We start from the raw sequence: 15,264 nt of genomic DNA, 5'->3' as shown, positions 1-15,264 counted from the left end.
TATGAGCCAAGCACGCACGTTAACTTTTTCAATTTTTCGTTATGATCCGCAAGAGTCTGGCGACAAACCTAAAATGGTGACTTATAGCTTAACAGAAGCACCCGGTATGACGGTGTTCATCGCGTTGAATCAACTACGCGAAACACAAGACCCATCACTACAATTTGATTTTGTTTGTCGCGCGGGTATTTGCGGCAGTTGTGCGATGGTGATTAATGGTTTCCCTACGTTAGCTTGTCGAACTTTAACCGCTAATTATCCAGATGGACATATTAAATTAATGCCATTACCTGGCTTTGATTTAATTGGCGATCTGTCGGTGAATACCGGTAAATTTATGCGCGAATTATCTGAGCGTTTGTCGCTGTGGTTGCATCCTAATAGCGCAGATAATGATATTCATCGTATAGAAGCGCCGATGTCACCAGAGGAAGCCACTAAGCTTTATGAGTTAGAGCGATGTGTAGAATGTGGTGTATGTGTCTCTGCTTGTGCGACTAAACAAATGCGTGACACTTTTGTTGGCGCAGTAGGTATGATGAAAATTGCCCGTTTTGAATTAGACAGCCGTGATACTCGAACCGCTGATGATTTTTACCATGTCATAGGTAATCAAGATGGTGTGTTTGGTTGTATGACGTTACTCGGCTGCCAAGATACTTGCCCGAAAGATTTACCGCATATGCAGCAAATTGCGTATTTACGCCGGAAAATGGCATCTGTTTAGGGCTGAACGGTAACAGGCGATGGCAAGTGGAAAGGCTAGATGCTAGAGCGCTTCGCTGCTAGAAACTATACGAGCTAAAGCTTTAAAGACGGGCTGAGCGGTAACAAGCTGCGAATGATAACAGGCGATGGCAAGTGGAAAGGCTAGATGCTAGAGCGCTTCGCTGCTAGAAACTATACGAGCTAAAGCTTTAAAGGCTGGAAGATCGATAACAAGCGGTAGAATGATAACAAGCGATGGCAAGTGGAAAGGCTAGATGCTAGAGCGCTGCTAGAGACGATACAAGCTAAAGCTTTTTATAGCAGCGAAGCGTACTATCAGGACGAAGTCCGCTCTAGATTCTAGGCATGGCTTTGGTTAGTAACCGTGATATACATATAAAAATGCCGCTAAATTAGCGGCATTTTTGCGATTATGTTGCGTTTAGGTAATTAATTACTTAGCGCGTTTCATTGCTGTGAAAAATTCTTCGTTAGTTTTGGTCATAGCCAATTTATCGATTAAGAATTCCATTGCAGAAACTTCGTCCATTGGATGTAAGATTTTACGTAAAATCCACATTTTCTGAAGTTCTTCTGGCGTCGTTAGTTTTTCTTCACGACGAGTACCAGAGCGGTTGAAGTCAATCGCTGGGAATACGCGTTTTTCAGCAGCTTTACGAGAAAGGTGTAACTCTTGGTTACCAGTACCTTTAAATTCTTCGTAAATTACTTCGTCCATTTTCGAGCCTGTATCAACCAGGGCTGTGGCGATAATGGTTAAGCTGCCACCGTGTTCAATGTTACGTGCAGCACCAAAGAAACGCTTAGGACGATGTAATGCGTTAGCATCAACACCACCGGTTAACACTTTACCCGATGAAGGGATGACGGTGTTATAAGCACGGGCTAAACGAGTAATTGAATCTAACAAAATGACGACGTCTTTTTTATGCTCAACTAAACGTTTTGCTTTCTCGATAACCATTTCGGCTACTTGAACGTGACGGCTGGCTGGTTCATCAAAGGTAGAAGCAATGACTTCGCCTTTAACCATACGCTGCATTTCTGTCACTTCTTCAGGACGTTCATCGATAAGTAATACCATTAACACCACATCTGGGTTGTTATAAGTAATACTTTGAGCAATATTCTGTAGTAACAATGTTTTACCGGCTTTTGGCGGTGCAACAATCAAACCACGCTGGCCTTTACCGATTGGAGAACAAAGATCAAGGATGCGAGAGGTGATGTCTTCTGTCGAACCATTACCGCGCTCCATGCGAAGACGCTCTTCTGCATGTAATGGGGTTAAGTTTTCAAACAGGATTTTATTGCGAGAGCTTTCTGGTTTATCAAAGTTGACTTCACTGACTTTCAACAGTGCAAAGTATCTTTCGCCTTCTTTCGGCGGTCTGATTTTACCAAAAATACTGTCACCAGTACGCATGTTAAAGCGACGAATTTGACTTGGAGAAACATAAATATCGTCAGGACCCGCAAGGTATGAGCCATCTGAACTTCTTAAAAATCCAAATCCGTCTTGGAGGATTTCTAATACACCGCCACCGAAGATGTCTTCTCCGCTTTTAGCGTGAGCTTTCAAAATTGAGAAGATGATATCTTGTTTACGGGTACGAGCCATGTTTTCCAGATTCATGCTTTCAGCAAGCGAAACTAGATCTGAAATTGGCGTGTCTTTTAATTCTGTTAAATTCATGTATGGGAGTCTTGTTTTGCGCGACGAAGCTTACCGCAATCAATCAGCAAGTTTGAAAAGATATTTTATGATTGATAAACGAGAAGAGGTTAATTGAAAAAATCTGATGAATAAATTAGCACTTTATGTGTTGGTCGTCCAGAAATTTAGCGTAAATAAAACCTAAAAATGGCACAAATTGTTCAAAACTTGTGCCATTTAACGTTTCTAGGCTAATTCTAGTTAGATCTTAGCGTCAATGAACTCTTTTAGTTGCGTCTTTGATAGTGCACCAACTTTAGTTGCTACTAGCTCGCCGCCTTTGAACATTAACAATGTTGGAATACCGCGTACGCCGTATTTCGCTGGTGAAACGTTGTTTTGGTCAACGTTTAGTTTTGCGACTGTAAGTTTGCCTGCGTATTCTTCAGCAACGTCGTTTAGGATTGGGGCAATCATTTTACAAGGACCACACCACTCAGCCCAGAAGTCGACTAATACTGGTGTTTCAGACTTTAATACGTCGTTTTCAAAGCTGTCATCGCTTAGGTATACAATTTTATCGCTCATGTAGTTCTCCAGATTTGGTTCCATTGCTAGTTTATTAATGGCTTACCATGTATATTGGGTCAGTTAAATAGCTTTTCAAGAGACCGTTTTAGTAATGTAGCTATTTCAAACGATCGAATCTTTTTTTGCAACCCCTACAGGTATGCTTGTGCTATGAGCCAAACACATTTATCGACCAAGAAATTCGCCGACTTCCCTTTAAAGCCCGAAATACTCGCGGCATTGAACGAGAACGGCTTTGAGTTTTGCACGCCAATACAGGCGTTATCTTTACCTATTTTACTTAATGCAAAAGATATTGCCGGACAAGCCCAAACCGGCACCGGTAAAACTATGGCATTTTTAGTGGCCACATTTAACCACTTACTTAATGTTGCTGCACCTGAGAGTCGCAAAGCAACTGAACCCCGCGCTATTATTATGGCGCCTACACGTGAATTAGCAATTCAGATTGCTAAAGATGCCAAGTTATTAGCGGCACATACAGGCTTAAAAGTTGGCATCGTTTACGGTGGCGAAAGCTATGAAACTCAGCGCGCGGTATTAGACAAAGGCGTTGATATTCTAATTGGTACCACCGGACGTATTATTGATTATGTGCGTCAGGGAGTGATTAGTTTAAGCCACATTCAAGCCGTTGTGCTTGATGAAGCTGACCGTATGTTTGATCTTGGCTTTATTAAAGACATTCGCTTTTTATTCCGCAGAATGCCTGATGCTAAGTCACGCTTGAATATGCTGTTTTCTGCCACGCTTTCAATGAAAGTGCAGGAATTAGCATACGATCATATGAATGATCCTGAAAAAGTTGAAATCGAACCGTTAGAAAAAACCTCTAAAAATATCAAAGAGGAAATTTTCTACCCGTCGATGGAAGATAAGATGCGTTTATTACTGAGCCTAATTGAAGAAGATTGGCCAGATAAAGCGATTGTGTTTTCGAACACAAAACACAGCTGTGAAAAGTTGTGGTCTTATTTAGAAGGTGACGGTCATCGTGTGGGTTTATTAACCGGTGATGTTCCGCAAAAGAAACGTATCCGCATTCTTGAGCAATTTACCTCTGGTGAAATCGATGTATTAGTGGCAACAGATGTAGCCGCACGTGGTTTACATATTTCTGATGTGTCACACGTATATAACTATGATTTACCTGATGATTGTGAAGATTATGTGCATCGTATTGGCCGAACCGGTCGTGCGGGACAGAAAGGTATTTCAATCAGTTTTGCTTGTGAAGAATATGCACTGAATTTACCTGAAATTGAAACCTATATTAACCATTCTATTCCTGTGTCTAATTACGATAAAGATGCGCTATTAGATGATATTCCGCCTCCGGCGCGTATTCATCGTAAGCCTCCTACATCTCGGACTCGTGATGGTGGAAGTAAAGGTGCTCATCGTAGTGGTGGAAATACTTCACGTCCGCCACGCCATAGGACTCGTAGACCATAGTCAATGCCATTGTTAACTGTATCTCAGCCGTATGCGGCGATAACATTAGGTTCTAACAGTTTTAATATGTTAGTGGCTAATTCGGTAGGTAATAAGCCGATTGTTATCGCTAAATATAAACGTAAAGTGCGCCTTGCCGAAGGTATAGGTGAAGATGGCATGTTGTCTGAGCATGTTATGCAACGTGGTTTAGAGTGTTTAGCCATGTTTGCCGACATGTTAGCGCAGCACCATATTGATAGTGCCAATGTAGCTGTATTTGCAACCGCTACTTTGCGTGTTATCCGTAATGCCGATGAATTTCACCAACGAGCGATGCCAATATTGCAGCATCAAATTGAGGTGATTTCGGGGTTGCGTGAAGCTGAACTGATTTATCAAGGTATGGTGGCCACCACTAAGGGTGAGGGACGCCGGTTAGTGATTGATATTGGCGGCGCCAGTACTGAGTTTATTATTGGTGATGGCAGTCAGGTGTTGTTTAAAACCAGTTTGCCAATGGGGTGTGTGCTATTTAATCAACGATTTTTTGCTAATGCACCGCTTCAAGCCATCGACTTTGAACAGGCCGTAGATTACGTTAATACGATTTTAGCAGAACATCGTCCTCACTTACTCGATTTAGGTTGGCAAAGTGTTGTGGGGGCTTCTGGTGCGGTTCAATCAATGGTATCGGTGTTACAGCATCGACAACGGCCAGAAGTGATTACCCTTAAGATTTTGTTTGGTTTTCGTAATGAGATATTATCGCAAGCAGATGCCAGACTTAGTGGCATTAACGGCTTAAATGCCGAACAAGCTCCTACATTTTCTGCGGGGGTTGCGATATTAATTGCGTTGTTTGAAAGCTTATCAATTAGTCGTTTACATCTTGCTGGTGGCGCACTTCGCGAAGGCGTATTACAACTGTTAGCTGATCGCATAGCAGCAAAAGTCTCGATATAGTCACTGCATAATCGTAATAAAAAATAGGTCGCCAATGGCGACCTATTTTTTATTACGATTATTAAGTTATTACTTTTAGTTGTTTAAACAAACATTTTCAATAACTTCTTACATAACTACTTTAAAATCTCAACTAAATCGGCTTCCAATGTAGCTTGAGGGCGTTCAACGATACGGCCTAGCTCTTTGCCTTGTTGCTTAACGATAAACGTTGGGATTCGGCTGAACGCATATTTTGCCGCTAAACCTTCAGGGTCTTGTTTACTTCGATCGACACCAATGTATTCAACTTCAATATTGGGATTGGCTGCCGCTTCAATGATTCGCATAAAGTGCGGTGTTTCGCGATGGCAATCTGGGCACCAAGTGCCAATAATCACGACTATTTGCGTCGGTTCTTTAATGGCTTTGAGTACATCGATCGCTTGCGCATCAACTTGGTAATTGGTAAACCCTTCAGTATAGCCGGGTAATTCAGTTGTTAGAGTTTGTGGTTGGATTACGCCAGTTAAAATCACTTCTTGTTTCTCCTCGCTGCATGTTGCAATAAAGCCTTGTTGATCTTTTTCAAATGCGCAACCTGAATTCGCTGATGCGGCCATAGGCAGCATTTGGCTACTGAAAAAGAGCGCTGTTGTGGCCAATAATGTTCTAACGTTATTGTGCATGATAATGTCTCGGTTAAGAAGAAAATACTGTACTTGACTGTATTCAAGCATGCTTAAACAGGGCTGTTAAGAGACTATGACTTATGATGTAGAGTTGATCACGATAATGAGATGTATGAGACTTACCTTATGATGTAATTGAATTGCAATTGACGTAGTGCGCAGTGTTAAAATAAAAAAGCCAACCCTAGATGGATTGGCTTTATAACTACGCAATATCGGAGGTTTACGAGTTTTGCTCTTTAAGCCACTGAGCAGCACGTTTGGCAAAGTAGGTTAGAATACCGTCCGCTCCAGCGCGCTTAAAGCAAAGTAATGACTCCATCACAATGGCTTTTTCTGCCAACCAACCATTTTGAATAGCAGCCATGTGCATGGCGTACTCTCCGCTGACTTGATAAGCAAATGTTGGCACTGCTAATTCTGTTTTGACACGGTGTACAATGTCTAAATAAGGCATCCCTGGTTTAACCATTACCATGTCGGCACCTTCTTGGATATCTAATGCCACTTCGTGTAATGCTTCGTCGCTGTTAGCCGGATCCATTTGGTAGCTGTGTTTATTGCCACCTTTTAAGTTACTAGCCGATCCGACAGCATCGCGAAAAGGACCGTAATAACTTGATGAATACTTAGCTGAATAAGCCATGATTTGAGTATTCACAAAGCCATTTTCTTCAAGTGCTTGGCGGATTGCACCGATACGACCATCCATCATGTCTGATGGCGCGACAATATCTGCTCCTGCAGCGGCATGAGATAAAGCCTGCTTGACTAGGATCTCGGTGGTGATGTCATTCATGATATAGCCAGTGTCATCGATAATACCGTCTTGACCATGAGTCGTGTACGGATCTAAAGCTACATCCGTCATGATACCAAGTTGTGGAAATGCCTGCTTTAATTCACGGACTGCACGTTGTACTAATCCATCAGGATTGTAAGACTCTTCTGCAAGTAAACTTTTTTTATCTGCTGGCGTCACTGGAAATAGTGCAATAAGCGGAATGCCAAGTTCAACAAGTTCAGCGGCTTCTTTTAATAATAGATCAACCGAGAAACGTTCAATTCCTGGCATTGAAGCAATTTTTTCTGAGCGTTGAAAACCTTCTAACACGAACATCGGATAAATGAGATCGTTAACTGTTAAGGTATTTTCAGACATTAAACGACGGCTAAATTCATGTTTACGCATGCGGCGCATTCTGCGCTGTGGAAAGGCACTAGTAATAATATTCAATTTCGACTCCTGGTTTAGATCTCGTCTGTTTCGAGCGGGTAATAGCAGACTTTGTTTCGGCCGCTGCGTTTAGCTTTATACAGGGCTTTATCTGCTTGTTCTAGTAATAGCATTGGGTGCTCATCACTGTCGATAATTGTTTCACTGACACCGATACTGACCGTTAAGGGTATCGTGTGGCCATTATGGACAATAGTAAGCTCGCTGATGGCTTGGCGAATTTGCTCTGCAACTAGCAGGGCACCTTCAATATCTGTACAAGGTAAAATAATAGCAAATTCTTCACCACCAAAACGTGATACGAGATCCGTTGGACGTTTTACGTATTCACATAATGTATTTGCAATCATCTTTATGGTGTAGTCGCCACTAAGGTGGCCGTATTGGTCATTGATATTTTTAAATTTATCGATATCAATCATTAACAAAGACATAGGTGTTTGTTGGCGACGGCTAATACGGCCTTCTGCAATTAGACGACGATCAAAAGCACTACGATTTTTCACTCCGGTAAGGCTGTCTATAGTGTTTTGCTCAGTCAGCTTTTGATTGACCTCATTGAGTTCGCGTAAGGTAATTTCTAATTCAAGTGTTCGTTCTTGTACCATTTGTTCAAGTTTTTCACTGTTTTCAGCTTCGTTACGCAGCGCTTCTTCACGGATCTCTCTAAGTCGTTGTGCTTGTTCTAATGTCTGTTGCTGGATCTCAAATTTAGCCTTTCGCTCATCGTTATAACGTAAGGCGAGCACCGCAGCCATAGTGATTACTTCAAAAGTGAGCCCTATCATTACGGGTATCTGTGGCGATATGCTCAGAGTGATTAGGCCGAGATAAATTAGCCCTGTGATAATGCACCCAACCATTAAACCCATACGGCCTATGGCGTATAAAGGAGCATTACGTTGGCCGCCAAAAGCTTGGATCAAGGAGAAAGCCATTAAAATTGTACTGATAGTTAATACTACAAATGCTAGAAAATACAGTGCAAAACTGTAGTTAATAAATGGCATGATGATAGTTAAGCCAAAACAAAGCACTGCCATGATGCGGCAAATACGCAGCATTTTTAGATTATGATATTTTAGCTGTAATACTTTCTCAGTAAACATCAATGAAAACCCCAGTGTTAATGGGATGATTATGATGAAAATATACTGCTGTATGATGGGCCATTGAGGCCATAAATAGCGAAATGATACGCCATGTATTGTCGCCGTGAGTAATGTAAGTCCTAATACATAGCCGCTGTAATAACTGTAACTATAAGATGCTGACGCAAGGGCAATAAATAAACTGAACAAGCAAATAGCGAGTAATAAGCCTATTTGCATACCACTAAACAAGTTCTTGGTTTCGGTTAGCCGTGTTAGGTCGTTTGATGACCACAACACTAATGGCAAACTGATACTACCTTTACTGTCTATTTTCAGATAAAAAGTATGAGTATCACCAGGTTCAAAATTGACTGGATATAAAAAGATATTGCTTTCTAATGGTCGTTGCTTAAATGGCAAGGAGTCGCCCATGACTTCAGTACTGACCAGCTCCCCATTGATCAGGTGGTATATTTTAACACTGTCGAGTAATGGATTATCTAAGGCAATAATGCGTGATAGATGGTCGTTGGGATTAAATATACTAAAACTCACCCAATAGTTTTTAATGCCTATTTTGTATGGTTGATTGGTATCGATTTTTTTCCAGCTGTTTTCTGGCCGTTGTAATAATGTGGTTAGGTTTTCAATATCATTACTTTGATTGGCATAAACCCAGTCTTGTAACTCAATTTTTGTTATGGAATCTGATGTAAGTCTAAGCGGTACCCCAGAGAGTGTATTAGCCCAACAGTTTTGGCTAATCAACAGCAAAAATAATCCAATTAACACCCTAAAGTGATATTTACATTGCTGTTGTAACTGATGAGTTATGAGGGGCATCATCAGTTATTATTCACGCTAAAATGAACTGGCAGTTGGAAAAAATCACAACTGTTTTTATAACATTCTTGCGCCAATGTTTGCGGTGATTGTTGGCGTAAATTAGCCATATACTCGACAATATAAGGTAAGTATTGGGGTAAGTTTCTACTCGACTTAGGTTTAGGCCGCATACTACGAGGTAATAAGTAAGGACTATCGGTTTCTGCCATAATGCGATTACTAGGAATCAACGGCACTAATTGAGCGAGCTCTTGTCCTCGGCGTTCATCACAAATCCAACCTGTAATGCCAATGTATAAATCAGCCGCTAAGCATTCAAATAACTCATCTTTACTGCCAGTAAAACAGTGCAATAAAGCATTAGGGAGTTGAGCTCTGTACTCATTTACAATGGCGATAAAATCACTATGTGCTTCACGACAATGCATCAGTACAGGCATATTGAGTTCGCAAGCCAGCTCTAATTGCGCTGCAAATGCCTTTCTTTGTGCAAGACGAGGTGAAAAGTCGCGATTGTAGTCAAGTCCACACTCACCAATAGCAACCACTGTTTCTTGTGTGGCAAGCTGAGTTAAACGTGCTTTGCTGTGTTGATCCCAAGACGATGCATGATGCGGGTGAACACCTGTAGTGCAGTAGAGTTGTTGCGGGTATTGTTGGCAGAGAGATATTGAGTCGGAGCTTTCATCGAGATCGCTGCCAATAATAATTAACGGCGAAACATGATGTTTCGCCGCGTCATTGATAATAGTGTCAATATCGTGCTTAAGCCTGTCGCTAAGCAGATTGACTGCAATGTCGATGTATTGAGTCATGTAATAAAAGTGCTGTAGTTACTTTAATCGTCTAACTCGGACAGTAGCATTGCGTTCATCGCTACCCAATAAAAATGAATTCAATGCACCCGTTTCAATAAAGATGCGTTGACCTTTTTTGATTTTATAATTCTTTGAATTACTTTGCTTCCATACTTGGCCATTGCTGAGTGTTATCACAAATGCGCCTAATGCATCTTTCTTGACGCTAATGACTTCAGAATAAATCTTATCGACTTCATCTTCTATTACTTTCTTTTGTAGGCCAAAATCATCAACGCTGAGCACTTGAGGGCTTGCTGCAGCTATAGGTGCCACAACTTTTGGTGTAGCTGGCGGCCTTGGAGCTTCTGATGGAGCTATCTTAGTTGTATTTGTCGTCGTCATTATATGAGCACTGGGTTTAGCATTAGCTGCTAATTCGTCATAACAAGTTAATCGCACGGTTTTGTCCGTTTTAGCGGCACATATAGACAGTTGCTGACCAAGATTAGTATTGGCATGTGCATTAGCCGACATCAATATGATCCCGACGGCAATTAAACTTAAACGCATTGATTCTTCCTTATTATTTTAGTCAGTAGAGCCTTTCTTTATCGCTTAATTCTCAGCTTGTTCGTTTTCTGGCTCATCTTCTTTTTTGCTGTAGAAACGTGCGGCGATTAGTCCACCTTCAAACAATAACAGCATTGGTACGGCTAGCATAGTCTGCGAGATAATATCGGGCGGCGTGAGTACCATGCCAACAACAAAAGCTCCTACTACAATATAAGGACGTTTTTGGCGTAACTCATCGGGTGTGGTAACACCAGCCCAGCATAACAAAACCACTGCTACAGGTATTTCAAAAGCTAAACCAAAGGCAAAAAACAGTTTTAAAATAAAACTCAAATAGCTGCTGATATCAGTAGCAACTTGCACGCCATCTGGAACTACACTAGTGAAAAAACCAAATACAACGGGGAAAACAATATAGTAAGCAAAGGCTATTCCAAGATAAAACAACAGGGTGCTGCTGGCTAACAAGGGAACAACTAAGCGTTTTTCATGTTTGTATAATCCAGGGGCGACAAAAGACCATACTTGATAGAGTACATAGGGAATGGCGATGAAGAATGCTAGCACGAGTGTTAATTTAAAGGGTGCAAAAAAAGGTGCGGCAACGTCGGTTGCAATCATGCTGCCTGTTTCTGGAAGCGAACGCATTAGTGGTAGAGCTATGTAGTGATAAATATCGTTAGCCCAATACACAATAGTAATGAATACCAATAACACGCTGCCAATGGCTCTAAGCAATTTGTTACGTAATTCAAGCAAATGGCTAATAAGCGGTTGCTGCTGCGACATGGATTATCCGTTTTATTTAGGGGTTGAACTGTTTTCGCTAGTCGCTTCAGATGACTTAGCTTCTACGACTGAAGGAGACTCGTCAGGTGATGCTTTTGGCGCTACAGGTGATGTGTCTTCAACTTTATAAGGGCGATTCACTGACTCAGCGGCTTTTTTCAGCTGATCAATCGACTCTTGTAGCTCTGGCGACAAATTGGCTAAACCTTTGCTTTCAGCTTTTTTTAAATCAGCATGTAACTGATCAATTTTTAGCTCTTGCTCAAGTTCATCTTTGACAGAGTTAGCCATGCGCTTAAGCGCGCGGATCCAACCTGTTAACGAACGTACTGCAACCGGTAGTCTTTCGGGGCCTAGTACGACTAGCCCCAAAATACCGATCAGCAGCAGCTCCATAAAGCCGATACCGTCAAACATAATAAATTACGCCTGTTTATCTTTAGATTCTGTTTCAGGTTGCTTTTCTGCAGCCTGTTGCGAAGTCGCTGCAGTTTGTTCTTTTTCTTTGTCATCTAAAGATTTATTTTCATCTTCTGGAGTCATGGCGTTTTTAAAGCCTTTTACTGCTCCACCTAAATCACCGCCCAAAGAACGCAATTTTTTAGTCCCAAATAATAGAATGACAATTAACGCTACGATTAGAAGCTGCCAAATACTGATGCCGCCCATGAAGATTTTCCTCTTTAAAGTAAAATGGTTTTTGTAGAAAAGTTATTTCAAAATCCATAATAACACTCAATTCTTTAAGTATTATGAACCTCTAATAAATTAGTGCTAGCTAAAATTTACGATTCTTTGGCCTAGATCTCCATCCTATCGCCCAAATCGATATACCTGCACCGATACAGGTATATGCAGGCCATAGTGTAACTATTTGAGTAAATAAAATTGTGCCACAGATCAATAATACAGCCGATGTGATAAGTAGATAATTACTCTTATGCGATTTCTGTTGGTAGCGCAAGTACTTATCTAACATTTGCTGTTGAGTGCCGAGTAATTTACGACCTAGTTTTAAATTGTCGTAAATCAATTCAGGAAACTCAGGGAGTTTATCTGCCCAAAACGGCGCATTTGATTTTACTTTGTTGAACATGGCTTTAGGGCCGACTTGTTCTGACATCCAATTTTCTAGGAAGGGTTTGGCTGTTTGCCATAAATCTAGTTGCGGATATAACTGGCGGCCTAAACCTTCAATATACAGTAAGGTTTTTTCGAGTAGCACCAGTTGTGGCTGCACCACAATATCAAAATGACGCGCGGTTCTAAACAACTCTAACAGAACATGACCGAATGAAATTTCATCCAATGGTTTATTAAACATGGGTTCGCAAACTACTTTTACAGCTTGTTCAAACGCAATAATATCTGTGCGTTCCGATACCCAACCTGACTCAATATACAGCTGGGCAATACGGTGGTAATCGCGATTAAAAAAGGCTAAAAAGTTTTCTGCAAGGTAACGTTTATCCACTTCGGTTAATGTGCCCATAATGCCGCAGTCTAGGCCGATATAAAATGGGTCGTCTGGATGTTCACGACTGATAAAAATGTTGCCTGGATGCATATCTGCGTGAAAAAAATTGTCTCGAAACACTTGGGTGAAAAACAATTCTACACCGCGTTCAGCAAGCAGTTTAAAGTTGGTACCTTGAGCTCGTAACGCTTCGGTGTCAGATACTGGAATACCGTAAATGCGTTCCATGACCATAAGGCGTTGATAACTGTGTTCTTCGTAAACAAAAGGCACATACAGCGAATTGGAACCCAGAAAATTATTGCGCAGCTTAATGGCGTTGAGTGCTTCGAGCTTTAAGTTTAGCTCGCCTAGAATGGTGGTGCGGTAATCTTCAATCACTTCTGCTGGGCGTAAACGATTACCGTCACCTAATAAGGTTTCGAGTAAGTTAGCCGTTTGAGTCATTAACTGTAAGTCAGCTAATATCTGCTGCTCAACATTAGGCCGCAGCACTTTAAGTACCACCGCTTTACCGTTAGATTTTAAGGTAGCAGTGTGCACTTGTGATATGGATGCCGAGGCAAGTGGTGTATCGTTAAAATCGTCGAAATAGGTTGCGATAGGAGCACCAAGCTCAGCTTCGATGGCTTCTCGTGCTAAAGCGGAATCAAACGGAGGTACTCTGTCTTGCAACATGGCCAACTGATAGGCCCATTCGTCGTCAAGTAAATCACGGCGAGTCGACAACATTTGCCCTAGTTTGATGTATACAGGCCCTAAATCTTGCATCGCTAATTTTAAGCGTTCTGCTGGCGATTTAGTTTTATGTTTATTACGGACCCAAAATAAACTGTTGCGCACAATGGCGAAATACCAAGGCTTTTTGTGTTTAGGTATTAAGTCATCTAAGCCAAAATGCAGAATGGTTTTAATGACATGGTAACCACGCCTGATACTTGCAGTTGTCATTGCGTTATTTGATCTCTTAATTGGGCTATCTTGGCTTCGATACGTTCGGTTTGACTGACTAGTTCGTCCAGATTATCACGAAAGTGTAGCCATTCAATTTTATGCGGTGCCAAGCGATATTCTTCAGTTGTTAACTGGCTGATGTGTGAGCGAGTTTTTTGTAAAACCAGTTTGATATCATGGTTAAATTGTTTTGCTGTAGCAACGAGTTTATGCGTCGGAGCATCGCCAATATAACGTGATAATGGTTCAGCAAAATCAACGTGAATATTCTGTAAATAATGGCTTAACGATTGCAGTAATTGAATATCGCCTTCCAAACTGAGTTTATCTTGTTTGATAAGCTCAGTTAAATTAGCGCCTTCAGTCAGCTGATATAATGTTGATGCATCAGCTCGTACGGTTACAGCAACATCACCTTCGTAATGGCTCAGCACTTGAATTTGTTTGGCAAACACCAAATAAATGGGCCAATTTAACTGACTCAATTGAATACAAAATACTTTGCCGTGCAATGACTTTTGGCGAGCATAGTCACTTTTAGCCTGTGCTGGCAGTTGGTTAAAAGCGGTTTCAATGGCTGCACAAGTTAACAAAGCAAAGTGATTAGGGGTCATTAGAACTTATAACCTCTATGCAATGCGACAACGCCGTCTGTCATGTTGGTGTAGTCGACTTGTTCAAAACCTGCATCGACCATCATTTGTTTAAGGGTTTCTTGATCAGGATGCATCCGAATTGATTCGGCAAGGTATTCGTAGCTGTCAGCATCTTTAGTGATTAATGCGCCCATTTTAGGTAACACCTTAAAGCTATACATGTCGTAAACTTTACGCATTAATTCATGTTTAGGTGTTGAAAATTCAAGCACGAGTAGTTTTCCACCAGGCTTTAATACTCGCTGCATTGAACGTAACGCCGCATCTTTATCGGTAACATTACGTAAACCAAATGCGATAGTGATGATATCAAAATGGTTATCAGGAAACGGCAGTGCTTCAGCATTAGCTTGAACATAGCTGACGTTATTGACGATACCTTTGTCACGTAATTTAGTGCGACCTACCTTGAGCATTGAATCATTAATGTCAGCAAGAACGACTTGACCTCTATCGCCGACTAAATGCGAAAACTTAGCCGTGAGATCGCCAGTACCACCAGCTAAATCAAGCACTTTCATACCAGGTCTTGCAGCCGCTACTTCAATGGTGTGGCGCTTCCAAAAGCGGTGAACTCCAAAAGACATCACGTCATTCATAATGTCGTATTTTGCCGCGACGGAATGAAAAACGTCAGCAACTAAGTCTGCTTTTTTATCGGCTTCGACAGTTTTATATCCAAAATGAGTGTTTTTCGGTTCGCCTTCAGACATCGGTATATTCCTATAATGTGCGATAATTAATAGCGAGTGTATGCCATTGCGAATGATTGCTGAAATGCTGTGGTGCG

The 15,264-nt window shown here is 41.4% G+C and carries 16 protein-coding genes; 3 read left to right on the top strand and 13 right to left on the bottom strand.

Annotation, left to right across the window (positions count from 1 at the left end):
- Nucleotide 1: 1 nt before the first annotated feature.
- Nucleotides 2-727: a fumarate reductase iron-sulfur subunit gene (locus tag EGC86_RS14870; RefSeq protein WP_123778070.1), complete on the top strand. Its 726-nt coding sequence runs from the start codon at nucleotides 2-4 to the stop codon at nucleotides 725-727.
- Nucleotides 728-1,162: 435 nt separating this feature from the next.
- Here EGC86_RS14870 and rho read toward each other — a convergent pair whose 3' ends face one another.
- Both rho and trxA read right to left on the bottom strand, forming a co-directional pair.
- Nucleotides 1,163-2,425, bottom strand: a complete 1,263-nt coding sequence (gene rho, locus EGC86_RS14865) for a transcription termination factor Rho (protein ID WP_011635948.1) — start codon at nucleotides 2,423-2,425, stop codon at nucleotides 1,163-1,165.
- A 222-nt stretch (nucleotides 2,426-2,647) separates the two neighbouring features.
- Nucleotides 2,648-2,974 (bottom strand): thioredoxin TrxA, encoded by a 327-nt coding sequence (trxA, locus tag EGC86_RS14860; RefSeq protein ID WP_011635949.1) that lies wholly within the window; start codon nucleotides 2,972-2,974, stop codon nucleotides 2,648-2,650.
- Nucleotides 2,975-3,127: 153 nt separating this feature from the next.
- Between trxA and rhlB the strand changes: the two genes are divergently transcribed.
- Complete coding sequence (gene rhlB, locus EGC86_RS14855) at nucleotides 3,128-4,432, top strand: ATP-dependent RNA helicase RhlB (protein WP_011635950.1); 1,305 nt, start codon at nucleotides 3,128-3,130, stop codon at nucleotides 4,430-4,432.
- Nucleotides 4,433-4,435: 3 nt separating this feature from the next.
- Nucleotides 4,436-5,377, top strand: a complete 942-nt coding sequence (locus EGC86_RS14850; protein WP_123778069.1) for a Ppx/GppA phosphatase family protein — start codon at nucleotides 4,436-4,438, stop codon at nucleotides 5,375-5,377.
- A 116-nt stretch (nucleotides 5,378-5,493) separates the two neighbouring features.
- Here EGC86_RS14850 and EGC86_RS14845 read toward each other — a convergent pair whose 3' ends face one another.
- The 11 genes from EGC86_RS14845 to ubiE all read right to left on the bottom strand — a co-directional run bounded on the left by EGC86_RS14845 (nucleotide 5,494) and on the right by ubiE (nucleotide 15,187).
- The gene (locus EGC86_RS14845) at nucleotides 5,494-6,045 is read right to left on the bottom strand and encodes a thioredoxin family protein (protein WP_123778068.1); all 552 of its coding nucleotides are present in this window, start codon (nucleotides 6,043-6,045) and stop codon (nucleotides 5,494-5,496) included.
- A gap of 226 nt (nucleotides 6,046-6,271) precedes the next feature.
- Nucleotides 6,272-7,285 (bottom strand): porphobilinogen synthase, encoded by a 1,014-nt coding sequence (gene hemB / locus EGC86_RS14840; protein ID WP_011635955.1) that lies wholly within the window; start codon nucleotides 7,283-7,285, stop codon nucleotides 6,272-6,274.
- A 14-nt stretch (nucleotides 7,286-7,299) separates the two neighbouring features.
- A complete protein-coding gene (locus tag EGC86_RS14835) occupies nucleotides 7,300-9,225 on the bottom strand; it encodes a sensor domain-containing diguanylate cyclase (protein ID WP_123778067.1) in 1,926 nt (641 codons plus the stop codon).
- Nucleotides 9,225-10,040, bottom strand: a complete 816-nt coding sequence (locus EGC86_RS14830; protein ID WP_123778066.1) for a TatD family hydrolase — start codon at nucleotides 10,038-10,040, stop codon at nucleotides 9,225-9,227. Before EGC86_RS14830 ends, EGC86_RS14835 begins: the two co-directional genes overlap by 1 nt.
- Nucleotides 10,041-10,058: 18 nt before the next feature.
- A complete protein-coding gene (locus tag EGC86_RS14825; protein WP_123778065.1) occupies nucleotides 10,059-10,595 on the bottom strand; it encodes a hypothetical protein in 537 nt (178 codons plus the stop codon).
- 45 nt (nucleotides 10,596-10,640) lie between these two features.
- Nucleotides 10,641-11,387 carry a twin-arginine translocase subunit TatC gene (gene tatC, locus EGC86_RS14820; protein WP_011635959.1) on the bottom strand — a complete coding sequence of 249 codons (747 nt, stop codon included), beginning with the start codon at nucleotides 11,385-11,387 and terminating at the stop codon, nucleotides 10,641-10,643.
- Between the two features lie 12 nt (nucleotides 11,388-11,399).
- Entirely contained in the window at nucleotides 11,400-11,804 is a 405-nt protein-coding gene (gene tatB / locus EGC86_RS14815) for a Sec-independent protein translocase protein TatB (RefSeq protein WP_011635960.1), read from the bottom strand.
- 6 nt (nucleotides 11,805-11,810) lie between these two features.
- Nucleotides 11,811-12,056 (bottom strand): Sec-independent protein translocase subunit TatA, encoded by a 246-nt coding sequence (gene tatA / locus EGC86_RS14810; protein ID WP_123778064.1) that lies wholly within the window; start codon nucleotides 12,054-12,056, stop codon nucleotides 11,811-11,813.
- A gap of 109 nt (nucleotides 12,057-12,165) precedes the next feature.
- Entirely contained in the window at nucleotides 12,166-13,815 is a 1,650-nt protein-coding gene (gene ubiB / locus EGC86_RS14805) for a ubiquinone biosynthesis regulatory protein kinase UbiB (protein WP_123778063.1), read from the bottom strand.
- Nucleotides 13,812-14,432, bottom strand: coding sequence for a ubiquinone biosynthesis accessory factor UbiJ (locus EGC86_RS14800; RefSeq protein WP_059747506.1), 621 nt, complete (start codon nucleotides 14,430-14,432; stop codon nucleotides 13,812-13,814). Before EGC86_RS14800 ends, ubiB begins: the two co-directional genes overlap by 4 nt.
- Nucleotides 14,432-15,187, bottom strand: a complete 756-nt coding sequence (ubiE, locus tag EGC86_RS14795; protein ID WP_011635964.1) for a bifunctional demethylmenaquinone methyltransferase/2-methoxy-6-polyprenyl-1,4-benzoquinol methylase UbiE — start codon at nucleotides 15,185-15,187, stop codon at nucleotides 14,432-14,434. Before ubiE ends, EGC86_RS14800 begins: the two co-directional genes overlap by 1 nt.
- Nucleotides 15,188-15,264: the final 77 nt, after the last annotated feature.

The sequence above is a fragment of the Shewanella frigidimarina genome (assembly GCF_003797125.1).
Lineage (GTDB): Bacteria > Pseudomonadota > Gammaproteobacteria > Enterobacterales > Shewanellaceae > Shewanella > Shewanella frigidimarina.
This window is presented reverse-complemented; position numbering and strand designations above follow the sequence as displayed.

Excerpts from the sequence above, each read along its gene's own strand:
- EGC86_RS14825 (WP_123778065.1), bottom strand. The coding sequence starts at position 10,595 with ATGCGTTTAAGTTTAATTGCCGTCGGGATCATATTGATGTCGGCTAAT.
- EGC86_RS14845 (WP_123778068.1), bottom strand. The coding sequence starts at position 6,045 with ATGCACAATAACGTTAGAACATTATTGGCCACAACAGCGCTCTTTTTC.
- ubiB (WP_123778063.1), bottom strand. The coding sequence starts at position 13,815 with ATGACAACTGCAAGTATCAGGCGTGGTTACCATGTCATTAAAACCATT.
- rho (WP_011635948.1), bottom strand. The coding sequence starts at position 2,425 with ATGAATTTAACAGAATTAAAAGACACGCCAATTTCAGATCTAGTTTCG.
- EGC86_RS14850 (WP_123778069.1), top strand. The coding sequence starts at position 4,436 with ATGCCATTGTTAACTGTATCTCAGCCGTATGCGGCGATAACATTAGGT.
- tatC (WP_011635959.1), bottom strand. The coding sequence starts at position 11,387 with ATGTCGCAGCAGCAACCGCTTATTAGCCATTTGCTTGAATTACGTAAC.
- EGC86_RS14835 (WP_123778067.1), bottom strand. The coding sequence starts at position 9,225 with ATGATGCCCCTCATAACTCATCAGTTACAACAGCAATGTAAATATCAC.
- rhlB (WP_011635950.1), top strand. The coding sequence starts at position 3,128 with ATGAGCCAAACACATTTATCGACCAAGAAATTCGCCGACTTCCCTTTA.
- tatA (WP_123778064.1), bottom strand. The coding sequence starts at position 12,056 with ATGGGCGGCATCAGTATTTGGCAGCTTCTAATCGTAGCGTTAATTGTC.
- trxA (WP_011635949.1), bottom strand. The coding sequence starts at position 2,974 with ATGAGCGATAAAATTGTATACCTAAGCGATGACAGCTTTGAAAACGAC.
- EGC86_RS14800 (WP_059747506.1), bottom strand. The coding sequence starts at position 14,432 with ATGACCCCTAATCACTTTGCTTTGTTAACTTGTGCAGCCATTGAAACC.
- ubiE (WP_011635964.1), bottom strand. The coding sequence starts at position 15,187 with ATGTCTGAAGGCGAACCGAAAAACACTCATTTTGGATATAAAACTGTC.
- EGC86_RS14830 (WP_123778066.1), bottom strand. The coding sequence starts at position 10,040 with ATGACTCAATACATCGACATTGCAGTCAATCTGCTTAGCGACAGGCTT.
- tatB (WP_011635960.1), bottom strand. The coding sequence starts at position 11,804 with ATGTTTGACGGTATCGGCTTTATGGAGCTGCTGCTGATCGGTATTTTG.
- EGC86_RS14870 (WP_123778070.1), top strand. The coding sequence starts at position 2 with ATGAGCCAAGCACGCACGTTAACTTTTTCAATTTTTCGTTATGATCCG.